Genomic DNA, 11,710 nt, shown 5'->3' with positions numbered 1-11,710 from the left:
CCGACTTCTGCAAGAAGTCTAATCTAAATATATTTTTCATAGTTAACTAAAACCTAAAATTATGTCAGAAACAAGATTTACTTTGTGCGATTTATTCAACGCCAAAGAAGAAGTAGAACAACAAAAAGATCAACTCGCCAAAAGCCCGAGCTTCGACAAAGTTAAAGAGAAGATGTCTGAGCAAGGCAGCAAATTTCCTTTGTTGGCAAAATTCTCTGATAAGTTGATTCCTTTGATCTTAGGAAAATTAGATGAACTACTAGATATTGATATTTTTCAAGATATCCTAGGGGAAACCTGGAGCCAACAACAAGAACTAGCACAATATGCAGATTCAGGAGAATATCCCCCCACCAAAACAGTCCTAGTCCCAATACTCGAACATTCTTTAGATTCGGAGCATAATCCTTTTGTTGAACCAACAATTGGCGGACTGGCTATGGGAAAAATTGAACTTCAGGTAGAAGCCAGTTTTATTATCAATGGAGTAATTTTAGAAATTTGTAATGCGAAAATTATGAAACTGCATCTTGATGGGATTTTAGGAGGAGGGGTTCTAAAATTCGCGGGAATTCCTTTCTTGGAAAAAGAAACTGCCACCCTTGATCTGCCTGGAACTATTGATTTGGGAGAGGGCATTTCTATATTCAAAAACAAAGCTATCAAATAATAAGCACAAAAAGAATATTTTTCTATTAACTCAAGACAATAACGAGTGAGATAAAACCGCAGAAAATCATTGGTAATGCAGGAATTAGCTTTTTGGTTTTAAACCATCTGATAATAAACACAATAATCAGGACAGAGATAATCCCTGCCGCAATTAGCTTAGCCCAAGAGAAACCTGAATAAATCAGGCCAGCCAATACTAGCAACAGTAAACCACTGATTGAGCCAGAAGCCAACGAGACTGTGCTTCGGCTTTTGAGATAGCCCATGATGCCTCCTCCTATACTCAGGAGGCCATAGCATAATGTTGCTACTAATTCAGGTGTAATCATTTTTTGTCCAGTTTTGCTACCATTAAATTAGGTTATACTGCCCGACTTGGCAATTTATGGTCAGGACAAGTGCTCGGTTTTAGGTGGTAGGTTTTAGGTTAAAAAGAGTCATATTTTGATTTAAATCGAAGAATATTTGACATATAAAGCTTTTTATGGATTCATGTAAGACCATAAGGTCTAAATTTACTTTGTTTCGGGATTTATTTAACACCTAACACCTAACACCCAATACCTAAAACCTTTTCTTCTAAGATGGTTGTCCAAATTGTCTACTATAGACTTCTTCTTCTTTATTTGACTCTAGTTTAATATCCGAACGAGGATAGGAAACGCACAATAAAGCATAGCCTTCTGCTTGCAGGTCAGGGGAAAGTCCCATCCCTTCTGATTGGGAGACTTCACCCTCAGAAATTTGCGCAGCACAAGTTGTACAAACTCCTGCACTACAAGAAAAGGGTAAATCAATACCTGCTTCTACAGCAGCTTCTAAGATATTTTTGTCTTCAGCAACTTGAATTGTCTGAGTTGTTCCCTGATGGTTAATTTCAACATTATAAGTTTTAGACATTTAGATACAGAAGTAGAATTGCGATTTATTGTTCTGAGTCTCTTATCTTCTCATCAATTACTCGAAATTTGTACAGGCTGGAATTAAGATCTGTTAAAGTAAGTTAGCTCTGGGCTTATAGCTTGTAGCTTACGGCTGAAAGCCTTTGGTTAAACTATCATAATCAGTGTAAGAATACTAAATTATGGATCTTAATATAGTTAATTTGGTTGGTAGAGCTGGCTCTGAGCCAGAAATTAGGTATTTTGATTCGGGCAATGTTCTTTGTGAATTACCCCTAGCAGTGAATCGGCCAACCAGCAGAAGCGACAAGCCAGATTGGTTTAAGTTAAAAATCTGGGGCAAAACCGCAGAAATAGCTGGTAACTATGTGCATAAGGGAAGTCTCATCGGGATTAAAGGTTCTCTCGTGATTGAAACTTGGGAAGATCGTAACTCGGGAAAGCAACGTTCATCACCAGTTATTAGAGTAGACAGATTGGATTTACTGGGCTCCAAGAGAGATGTCGATCCCAATGCTGTCAGTGGATATGGTAGTGAAAGCGAATTTTAATTGTGTTTAGTTTTTATAATTTACGCTTCAAAAGCGATCGCTTATGGCTGTGGGGATTTTTTCTCGCAGCTCTTTTTCTGTACACTCATAATCTAGGAGGAGTTCCTTTAAGAGATTGGGACGAGGGGATTGTGGCAACTATTGCCAGGGAAATCTGGCGAGCAAATTCTGATAGCTATGCTTGGTTATACCCTCAAAATCTTGATGGGACTCCCTATTGGAACAAACCGCCGCTGATTCATGGCTTAATTGCTTTATCTTATGGTTATTTTGGGGTTAGCGAATGGAGCACAAGATTACCAACGGCAATTATCTCTTCTTTAGCTGTTCCTTTACTCTATTGCATTGGCAGAGAAATATTTGAACATCGTCTAGAGGCAATTTATGCGACGACAGTTTATCTCACCTTAATTCCTGTAGCTAGACATGGTCGATTGGCAATGTTGGATGGCGCGGTTGTTTGCTTTTTTTCCTTAGTTGTTTGGTGTTTGTTGAAAGAGGGCAGATGGCAGAGGGCAGAGGGCAGAGGGATTTATTTATTCGGGGCTGGTTTCGGCATTGGATTGATTTGTTTAACTAAAGGTCTGGCATTGGGCATCTTGTTAGGCGCGATCGCGTTTATTTTTTACTATTTAGTTCGGCCAACAAATTATAGATTTAAGCTTTGTTTTTGGTTTTTTATTTTACTAGGATTAATCCCTGCGATCGCATGGTATGTTTTACAAATTATTCATTATGGCAGAGATTTTATTGAGATTAATCTTGGAATCCAAACTTTTAATCGAGTTGTAAATACAGTAGAAGATAACTCAAGTCCCCCTTGGTATTATGTACTGGAAATAGCTAAATATACGATGCCTTGGTTAGTGTTTTTGCCAGGAGCCATCCAACTAGCAGTTCACCAAAGAAAAGAGATTTGGGCAAAGTTGGCTTTAGTTTGGTTTAGTATTTATCTCGTTGCAATTTCTATGATGGCAACCAAGCTACCTTGGTATGTTATGCCGATTTATCCGGCTTTTGCCTTATTAGTCGGGGCAAATCTAGCTCAGATTCATCGTAAATTCCGAGTGGGATTAATAGCTAGAACATTACTAATTATCGTTGCAATTATTGCCTGGGTTGGCAGCATTTATTATGGCTGGTTTGATCCTGGTAAAGACCGAGATTTATTGTGGGTTTTGGGGGCTCTAGCTCTATTTATGACTATTGCCAATATCTTAATCAAGCTTGGTAATCGTTATTTTATAGGGGCGATCGCGATCGCTCTATATCTAGCCCTATTACTATTGTTTAATAGTACCCATTGGAATTGGGAATTAGGAGAAAGCTATGGGGTTAAACCTGTTGCCGAGATGATTCGGCGAGGAACTCCAGAAAAACAAATTATTTATACTTCTTATGCTTACTATCGTCCCTCTCTTAATTTCTACAGCGATCGGATAGTTATTCCTTTAGCAAACCAACAACTACCAGAAAATATAACGACAGAAGGCAAATCCATTTTCTTATTATTAGCTAAAAATGATCCTAATTTTTCTGATCTCAAAAATAGTCGAGTGGTCGGCACCACAAAAGAATGGCAGTTAGTGAATGTCAGTTCTGCAAAGTGAATATAGTTGGTACAATGGTTATAGAGATGTCATTCCCTATAGTGGCGGGAGGACAATATGAAAACTAATGCTCTACATTTTGTTTCTTTTTTGGGTACTTCCTTCGCGATCGCGGTTTTCTTAGTGATTGTGGGGGCGATTAGCACAGCCAAAGCACAAAGTTCTTTACCGAATTTCAGACCATCTGATATTAATGGCTTGTTTACTCCAACAGCAGCTGATCGTTTCTTTGAAGAAGGACGGCGTAATATGGAAAGAGAAAGGGAGATTTTAACTCGTCCAGAACGTTATTCTCATACGGATATTCTTCAGTTTAATACGGTCGATCTAAAAATTGTTGATGAAACTGGGAAGGAAATCCCGATTTCTGATTTCTTGGAAGATAGCCCTCAACAAGAATTGAAATGAGATGCTGGGCGGCATGCAATGCTTTTCGTTTAGGGAAATAGAGGTGCAGGGAACTAGGGAAATCTAGCTGTTATTATTCCCTAAGCCCCTAAAACCCCAAATCCCAACTCGTTAGGGTTTTAAATTCAGTCTTTAAACAAGAACTATTGGGGCTGCATGTTTTTGACCCATGTTTCTTTGATGGATATTGGGACTTGAAATTAACTTTCTTTCTTGAATAAGACTCGATAAACGGGCTTGTCATCCTCAAGCACATATGCTTCTCTTTCGGTGGGTACTGGCAAGGGATTTTCGGCTAACCAAAAGTCTTGATGTTGAACAGTTAGTAGAGAGCTTTCGGCGAAGCGTTGTCGCATTTCTAGAGCAACTTCTTCGATATCAGATTGCAGAAAAATGTTGCCCCCCGCTGCTAAATAATCAACTAATATTGTGACTAATTCTGGTTGCACTACTCGACGTTTGTTATGTCTTCGTTTGAACCAGGGATCAGGAAATTGAATTGAAACAAACTGGAGACTATTTTTGGGCAAAGAAGGTAGCAAGGTTTCTGCATAATAGTTCATGCTACCAAAAAGATAATAGAGATTAGTTAACCCTAATTCTGTTTTCTCATTATTAGCTATTTCAACAAGAGTACGGCGAATCTCGATGCCTAAAAAATTTGTATCCGATTGTAATTGAGCCATTTTCAACAAGAAATCTCCCCTCGCACAACCAATATCAAGATGAAAAGGAAGATTTAGATTACTATATATTTCGTTCCAATCAGGAAGCTTGATGTGATTTTGAAATTTGCGACTTAAGGGATTAACATGCTGACGGATACGAGCTTTAGGCAATCGAATTATTCTCCTTGTGAGTTACTTTTAAAGTTAAATGACTTTCCGAGTTAGTTAAAAAAAAGTTCAAACTTTTGACTTTTGACTTTTGACTCTTGACTCTTGACTCTTGACCCCCGAGTAGAGTTACTAACTATATTTCTTAGTAATTTCCTTGAGGCCATCAAGTTGTAATCCCTCGCCGATCGCAGCCATTTTCCACTCATCATTACGGCGATAAACTTCTGCCAGAACCATACTGGTCATGCCTAAATAGTCACTACCAGAAAGATTGTAACGAGCTAATTCTTTGTTGTTCGAGGAATCAACAAGGCGCACAAAAGCATTTGCTACCTGGGAAAAATCTTGTTTCCGTTTGGCCGCATGGTAAATATTCACCACAAAAACTAACTTAGCAATATTAGCAGGAATCTTCGTCAAATCGACCATCACCACTTCATCATCCCCTTCTCCCGCACCTGTCAAGTTATCTCCTCGATGAATAATTGCTCTAGATGGATGGGTTAAGTTACCAAAATAAACTAAATCTTTGCTGTTGCTCATTTTATCATTTTCATCAAGACAGACCACGGAGGCATCGAGGTCAAAGTTTTTAGCCCCACTGAAAGACCCAAAAAATCCGCCGCCAGTTTTTTTTCTCACATCCCAACCTAAACCGCATTGTAACTGCTTCAAGCCTGGGGCTTCTTTGGATAAAGAAATGCGTTGCCCTTTCTGCAAATTGATGCCCATGAATCATACCTCGGTTATTCAATGCTGTGTCACTAATATTGACATGGAGTTTCTAGAATTGGTAACCGTTGTCCGGTTTTGATTTGGGAATACTATGACCATGGCGATCGCAATACCAGTTCTGATTTACTTCAGACAAGACAATAAACATTAGTTATCCGCTAAGAGACAAGTATTAATTAATTCCGTGACACTAGCTACAGGAAAAAATGGAATATTCAATTTATTGCTAATTTCTTCTACGGTTAAATCATCCAAAAATCTGGTATCGCCATGTTTTAACATCAGAGAAGGTAATAAAATTCCATCTCCTAAATCCTTTCCTGACAAACCAGCCAAAATATCTTGTCCTGTTAACAAACCTGTCACAGTAATTTCTTGTCCCCAATATTCACTGCGCAAAGCCACCAGATTAACAGCTAATCCTTCCACAGCATTTAACTGGGCAACCAATGGTTGAAAAGCTTTAGCCACAGCATTCCCTACGATCCAAGTCAGATTGCGGGGATTTTCGATCTTGCTAGGCAACATTCTCTCGGCAGTGTGCTGAAACTCTTTGAGAAATAGACGAATTGAGCCAACACCATTACCTATCTGGGGATAATCTTCATAGTGAGATTCGGGGGGCAAATCTTGTTCGGCAATCAGGAACCATTCATCAGCCAGCCAGGCCACATTAGAGCCAAATTCCGACTGAAATTGAGCTTGCATCGTTTGTACTTGCTCAATGACTTCGATCGCCTTTTCTTTGCTGACGGGGATTAATTCATCTTCTGTAGGGCGAAAACGGGTCAGGCCAACAGGTACAACTGCGATCGAGGCCACTGCTGGAATCTCTCCTGTATGGAACTTAGCTAAATCGGTGAGGGTTTGAGTCAAATGGGAACCATCATTGATTCCGGGACAGACTACAACTTGAGCATGAATTTGTAAGCGTCGCTCTTGAAACCATTGCAACTGAGCCAGGATTTGTCCCGCCCGAGAATTTTTGAGTAACCGAGTTCTAATCTCAGGTTCGGTCGCATGAACCGAAACATAGAGAGGCGAAAGCCGCATTTGTTCAATTCTTTGCCATTCGCGATCGCTCAGATTTGTCAGAGTCAGATAACTGCCATATAGAAAACTTAAGCGATAATCATCATCTTTAAAGTAAAGGCTTTCTCTTTTTCCTGGGGGTTGCTGATCGATAAAGCAAAAAGGACAGCGATTGTTACATTGAATCAGACCATCAAATAATGCGGTTTCAAATTCTAGACCCAAATCGGTATCATAGTCTTTTTCTAGCTCTAGGTTATGGGTTACACCTTGAGCATCGATGACTTCGAGTTCCAAATATTCGTCAGCACAAAGAAATTGATAATCAATGAGATCACGAGGTTTTGTGCCATTAATCGATGCGATCGCATCTCCTGGTTCAAAACCCATTTCTAAGCCAATAGAATCTGGTAGTATTTTAGTTATTTTGGCAGGCTTTAACATTGAACATTAAACATTAATCATTGAACATTTATCTTATCTCTTAAAAGATTGTCGTATTTTTAATTTTTCTACTCAAAATTCAAATAAACAATTTATAGCAATCTCTTCGTATTAAAACTGAAGATATAAGAAGAATTGAACAGCCAATTCTTGCTTCTAAATATCAGACAAGAATAAAATAGAAGGAGAAGCAGAGAAAACAGCAAGAACAAGTAGAAAAAGAAAATAATGAAAGTACTTCAAGGCTTCCTGATGAAAAAAATGACCGAATTGAACACCCTGTTCCATATCAAGAAAAAACTAGGTATCAGGAACGATTGAAAGAGGAAGAATTGGAGCTAATAAAGCAGGGTAATCACATCCAAAATTTAATATTTCTTTCGGTAAATAAAGGATTGACAAATTGACAAGTACGATCATCCAAAAGTTTCAGGTGTTTTTTGAAATCCCATTCCTACTTGAGTGAAATGAGAATCACCAGTTAACACAGCTTCAATACCAAACTCTTTCATTACTACCATTGAAGTCAAATCAGTGAAAGAAATTTGCGGCTTGTCAATGTATTTGATACGTAAAGCTTGAGTTTGAGCAAATCTCTCTGGTGTAATCCGAATTAGGTTAAAATTTTCTTCTTTAAATACATTAATTAGAATTGTCATTGAACGCTGTGCTTGTTTAGAAATCAGACGCTTGAAAAATAATGTAAAGGTTTCGTCTAACACATAATCGGTTGTGTAAATTTCTCCTGCTTGAGAACGAAAAGATTTATACAATTCAACAACTTTTTGATGCTGAGATTCTCTTTGATCGTTTAAAGTCAACCATCCCCAAGTATCAACAAACAGCTTAGCTCTCATATAGTTCCCTATCAATATTTTGAGCTAAACTTCCATCAGAAACAGAACCAATAAAGTTATTCAAAGGATCATAATGCAACTCAGCTTTATCTTTTTTATTTTGTTGCTCTAAAGGGTTTTGATTCTTTAAAGAAGGTTTGACTATTATCTGATTCTCTTCTTGAAAGATTTCAACCTCTTCTAAACCGGCCAACAACTCTTTCGGAATCACAATACCTTGTTCTGTGACTTTAACTTTCATTTGTAATTTTTAATAATAGTTTTGCTCTTATGATATCAAGCTTGATAGAAGACAAAAAGACTATTATTTTAAAGTTATTGAGCGATCGCATATATCCCAAATTAAAAACTACATAAATAAGCTATTCATGAAATTGTTATTTGTTTGTAGTGAAAATAAACTACGAAGCCCCACCGCAGAAACAGTATTTTCTGAATATGATAATGTCGAAGCAATTGCTGCGGGGACAAACAAAGATGCATTTACACCAATTTCTGGTGATCTTATCGAATGGGCTGATATTATTCTTGTCATGGAACAAAGTCATCGCACTAAAATTGCTAAGAAGTTTAGAAAACAACTCAAAGATAAGAAACTAGCCGTCCTGGAAATACCTGACAATTATAAGTACATGCAACCAGAGCTAATATCACTGCTGAAAGCGAAAGTTCCTAAATATGTACGCTTGGATTAAGAATAAACCCTAATACTGTTCGGTTAGTCTCTCAAGTTATTTCATTCGCCCCCTAAATCCCCCAATATTGGGGGACTTTCAGTTATCTTTCTCCCCCAAATTTGGGGGTCGGGGGGCTTAACCGAACGGGATTGGAATAAACTCTATTTATCTTACTGAAAAAAGTCCTGACTATATAGGTATTTTGCCGTGATTGCATCGGTAAGATTATATTGCAAAGGTGTAATCGTAATATAGCGATCGCGAATCGCTTGAACATCAGTGAGAATATGAGCTGGTAAATTAGAGTCTTCTGGTTGGGGAATATCTTCAATAATTTCGCCGACTAACCAGTAATAGCTTTTGCCATGAGGATCGTAACGTTTTTCAAAGTTTTCAATATAACGACGTAAACCTTGGCGGGTAACCACCACTCCAGCAATCTCCGATTCTGATACCGCAGGGACATTGACACTAAGCAAAGGAGCTTGGGGAAAAGGTTCAACTCTGAACTTCTCAACTAACTTCAAGGCAAATTCAGCTGCGACCTGAAATTCATCAGAAGTGAAATTTGCCAAACTAAAAGCAATACTAGGAATGCCATCGAGGGTTCCTTCCATTGCCGCCGAGACTGTTCCAGAATATAAAACATCTGTACCCAAATTGGGGCCATGGTTAATGCCAGAAAGCACAAAATCTGGTCTTTTCTCCATGACAGCACTCAGGGCAAATTTAACGCAATCGGCAGGGGTTCCCGAACAAGACCAGGCTTGAACCTGGGGATGGAACATTGAGGAGACTTGCTCAACGCGCAAAGGATGATGAATTGTCAGACCATGTCCCGTTGCCGATCGCTGGCGATCGGGGCAGACGACGGTAATTTGGTGCCCTGCTTGGGCTAAAGTATCGGCTAGAGTTCGCACCCCTAGAGCAAAAATACCATCATCGTTACTAATTAAAATATTTAGCGGTTTGCGATCGCTCATGGGGTTAATTGTCTCAACTGAAATAATGCTATCAAAGTAACAAATTACACCATCTATTGGTACTACCACTGTTAGACTCCTAACTTGCCTATAACGTGAGGTATTTAGCGAGGTTAGGGAATAGAAGTCCTATTTGATTTATAATCATCATTGGTTAAAGTCTGCCGCTTCTCGCAAACCAACCCAAAACAGCCGCAATAATAATTAATGCTATTTGTCTCCAATTCTTGAGCTCCCCAAACTTCTCAGAAATATCAGGCAACTTACTTTCAACAGTAACCAATCTCTTTTCCATAGAATCAACTTTAGTTTCTACAATTGCCAATCTCTTATCTATCGATTCCACTTTATTAGACAGATCTTTGAGATCTTGTTTGACCTCATCAACTTTTTGATCTAGTTGATTAAAGCGATCGCTGATAAATTCCTTTAGCTGTTGAATTTCCGTACTGGATGTAGTTGACATCGATATGCTCAGATCGAGGTTTTCTTTTTCATTGTATTACTTGCGAGTTGCTTAGAATAGACGTGACCAAAATGCGATCGCTTGAATCAGGAAATATTCTTGCCAGCGATCGCAATCACCTAATAATCTCAAATAATGTCTTATTTATTCAGGTAAGCACAATTTGATGCCGACGATACCAGAAAGGAGAATCGGGCCAACGTAATTCTGCTAAATAATAATCTCGATACTGCCGAAGATAACTGTTCCAAAGTTTCTCACAATTGGCTTGATAGTTACTTCCCTTGAGCACCATCTGCACAGCCGCCGCTGCGGAAACGATCGCCTTGGTTGAACCCCAGCCAGAAAGCGGATCAAACCTCATCCCCGCATCCCCAACCAGAATCCAATGGGAACCAGCAAAGTTCTGATATCTTCCTGACACTGCGCTTATCTGATGGACTTTTTCAATTTGAGGATAAGCATGATCTTGCAAAAGCCGTGGGATTTGTGAGCATTCCTCAATTATTTGCTGTAACCATTCTGCGGTGCTGATGCTCCGAGGAAGCAAATCTCGATCTGTAAGAAATGCGATAATCCTTAACCCACTGGGCATCAAAGCCGAATAGACCCAGCCCATAGGATGGGATTCCACATAAGTTCGCGCATCCCGATCTGTTCTGGTGGCAGAGCTCAAAACACAATACAGAGAAATATAGTCTTGCAATGGCTCAAACGATCCGGCCAGACCCTTCTTCGCGAGAATTCCCTTGCTTCCCGTGCAATCAAGTAACCATGACCCCCGAAATTCCCCTACAGAAGTCTCAAGATGCCATTCGTGAGACTGATGGATAGCCTGAACTTCGGCTCCGTAAAAGACCTGACAACCAGCATCCCTCGCTGCTTGCAACAAAGTCCCTTCAAACTTTGCCCGATCTAGTTGCCATCCATGGCCGTAGGGATTCATCAAGAAATCTCTTTCCACTGGGATCGAACTTCCCCAGCAGGAGACAATGCCATAGCAAGGCAAATGTCCAGAATTCTGAAACCTCTCCCAATGCTTTAGTCGCTGCAAATGAACACGTGCTTCTGGGGGCAGAGTTTCCCCAACTTTCCAACCTGGGGTTGTCTGCCGTTCTAACAGCACCACATCACATCCAGCCTGAGCTAATTCAAGGGCAGAAGCTCCCCCTGCGGGGCCTCCTCCCAAAACAAGAACATTAGCACTAACCAACCTGAGTTCGACAAGATGAAACCAAGACCATACGCGATCGCTAAAAAATAAATTGCGCTCAGCAAAGCTTGGCGCTTTGTGCGTCATGAGATTTAAAATGGATTAGGCTCTATCTTCTAGCTGCTGAATCAGGGTTAAAAAACAGTAGGAGGGAGAGCCGATAAAGCTTTGGGCTCTAGATCAAGAGAAGGTTTCTGCGGGAAATAAGAGTAAGCTACTAATCCAGCCAGAAGATTCACCAGAAAATTCCAGATACTCCTGTGTCTTGAATGCTCTATTTGAGAAATATTTTTGAGTTGGTCATTGACTGTTTCAATTAAA

The 11,710-nt window shown here is 39.5% G+C and carries 16 protein-coding genes; 5 read left to right on the top strand and 11 right to left on the bottom strand.

What is annotated here, in order from left to right; genetic code table 11:
• Window positions 1–61: 61 nt before the first annotated feature.
• A complete protein-coding gene (locus tag XEN7305_RS15370; protein WP_006510379.1) occupies window positions 62–670 on the top strand; it encodes a hypothetical protein in 609 nt (202 codons plus the stop codon).
• A 25-nt stretch (window positions 671–695) separates the two neighbouring features.
• On the opposite strand, the gene XEN7305_RS15365 is transcribed toward XEN7305_RS15370, so the two are convergent.
• Together XEN7305_RS15365 and XEN7305_RS15360 are read right to left on the bottom strand one after the other, a co-directional pair.
• Window positions 696–1,001, bottom strand: coding sequence for a TMEM14 family protein (locus XEN7305_RS15365; RefSeq protein WP_052035182.1), 306 nt, complete (start codon window positions 999–1,001; stop codon window positions 696–698).
• Between the two features lie 250 nt (window positions 1,002–1,251).
• Window positions 1,252–1,572 (bottom strand): 2Fe-2S iron-sulfur cluster-binding protein, encoded by a 321-nt coding sequence (locus XEN7305_RS15360; RefSeq protein WP_006510377.1) that lies wholly within the window; start codon window positions 1,570–1,572, stop codon window positions 1,252–1,254.
• A 184-nt stretch (window positions 1,573–1,756) separates the two neighbouring features.
• On the opposite strand from XEN7305_RS15360, the gene XEN7305_RS15355 reads away from it, so the two are divergent.
• From XEN7305_RS15355 to XEN7305_RS15345, 3 genes are read left to right on the top strand one after another with little or no spacing between them, the layout of a single operon-like run.
• Window positions 1,757–2,125 carry a single-stranded DNA-binding protein gene (locus XEN7305_RS15355; protein ID WP_006510376.1) on the top strand — a complete coding sequence of 123 codons (369 nt, stop codon included), beginning with the start codon at window positions 1,757–1,759 and terminating at the stop codon, window positions 2,123–2,125.
• Between the two features lie 2 nt (window positions 2,126–2,127).
• On the top strand, window positions 2,128–3,735 hold the full coding sequence (locus XEN7305_RS15350; RefSeq protein WP_006510375.1) for a glycosyltransferase family 39 protein: 1,608 nt from the start codon (window positions 2,128–2,130) through the stop codon (window positions 3,733–3,735).
• A gap of 57 nt (window positions 3,736–3,792) precedes the next feature.
• Window positions 3,793–4,143: a hypothetical protein gene (locus XEN7305_RS15345; protein WP_006510374.1), complete on the top strand. Its 351-nt coding sequence runs from the start codon at window positions 3,793–3,795 to the stop codon at window positions 4,141–4,143.
• Between the two features lie 200 nt (window positions 4,144–4,343).
• Here XEN7305_RS15345 and trmB read toward each other — a convergent pair whose 3' ends face one another.
• The 5 genes from trmB to XEN7305_RS15320 form a co-directional block, all read right to left on the bottom strand.
• Window positions 4,344–4,982: a tRNA (guanosine(46)-N7)-methyltransferase TrmB gene (gene trmB / locus XEN7305_RS15340; RefSeq protein ID WP_006510373.1), complete on the bottom strand. Its 639-nt coding sequence runs from the start codon at window positions 4,980–4,982 to the stop codon at window positions 4,344–4,346.
• A 129-nt stretch (window positions 4,983–5,111) separates the two neighbouring features.
• Complete coding sequence (locus XEN7305_RS15335) at window positions 5,112–5,714, bottom strand: TerD family protein (protein WP_006510372.1); 603 nt, start codon at window positions 5,712–5,714, stop codon at window positions 5,112–5,114.
• A 150-nt stretch (window positions 5,715–5,864) separates the two neighbouring features.
• Complete coding sequence (locus tag XEN7305_RS15330; RefSeq protein WP_006510371.1) at window positions 5,865–7,193, bottom strand: TIGR03279 family radical SAM protein; 1,329 nt, start codon at window positions 7,191–7,193, stop codon at window positions 5,865–5,867.
• Window positions 7,194–7,609: 416 nt separating this feature from the next.
• Window positions 7,610–8,050: a type II toxin-antitoxin system VapC family toxin gene (locus XEN7305_RS15325; RefSeq protein ID WP_006510370.1), complete on the bottom strand. Its 441-nt coding sequence runs from the start codon at window positions 8,048–8,050 to the stop codon at window positions 7,610–7,612.
• Complete coding sequence (locus XEN7305_RS15320) at window positions 8,040–8,291, bottom strand: AbrB/MazE/SpoVT family DNA-binding domain-containing protein (RefSeq protein ID WP_006510369.1); 252 nt, start codon at window positions 8,289–8,291, stop codon at window positions 8,040–8,042. The genes XEN7305_RS15325 and XEN7305_RS15320 overlap by 11 nt, the downstream gene beginning before the upstream one ends.
• A gap of 127 nt (window positions 8,292–8,418) precedes the next feature.
• Here XEN7305_RS15320 and XEN7305_RS15315 point away from each other — a divergent pair, with 127 nt between their 5' ends.
• Window positions 8,419–8,745, top strand: coding sequence for a low molecular weight protein tyrosine phosphatase family protein (locus XEN7305_RS15315; RefSeq protein WP_006510368.1), 327 nt, complete (start codon window positions 8,419–8,421; stop codon window positions 8,743–8,745).
• A 152-nt stretch (window positions 8,746–8,897) separates the two neighbouring features.
• On the opposite strand, the gene surE is transcribed toward XEN7305_RS15315, so the two are convergent.
• The 4 genes from surE to XEN7305_RS15295 form a co-directional block, all read right to left on the bottom strand.
• Entirely contained in the window at window positions 8,898–9,710 is an 813-nt protein-coding gene (gene surE, locus XEN7305_RS15310) for a 5'/3'-nucleotidase SurE (protein WP_040898116.1), read from the bottom strand.
• Between the two features lie 154 nt (window positions 9,711–9,864).
• Window positions 9,865–10,176, bottom strand: coding sequence for a hypothetical protein (locus XEN7305_RS15305; protein WP_006510366.1), 312 nt, complete (start codon window positions 10,174–10,176; stop codon window positions 9,865–9,867).
• Between the two features lie 148 nt (window positions 10,177–10,324).
• Window positions 10,325–11,476: a tryptophan 7-halogenase gene (locus XEN7305_RS15300; protein ID WP_006510365.1), complete on the bottom strand. Its 1,152-nt coding sequence runs from the start codon at window positions 11,474–11,476 to the stop codon at window positions 10,325–10,327.
• Window positions 11,477–11,523: 47 nt separating this feature from the next.
• A partial coding sequence (locus XEN7305_RS15295) for a transposase (protein WP_006508142.1) occupies window positions 11,524–11,710 on the bottom strand: 187 nt, incomplete at its 5' end.

Origin of the sequence: Xenococcus sp. PCC 7305, assembly GCF_000332055.1 — a bacterium.
Lineage (GTDB): Bacteria > Cyanobacteriota > Cyanobacteriia > Cyanobacteriales > Xenococcaceae > Xenococcus.
Note: the sequence above shows the minus strand (reverse complement) of the source record. Positions and strands in the feature narration are given on the sequence as shown.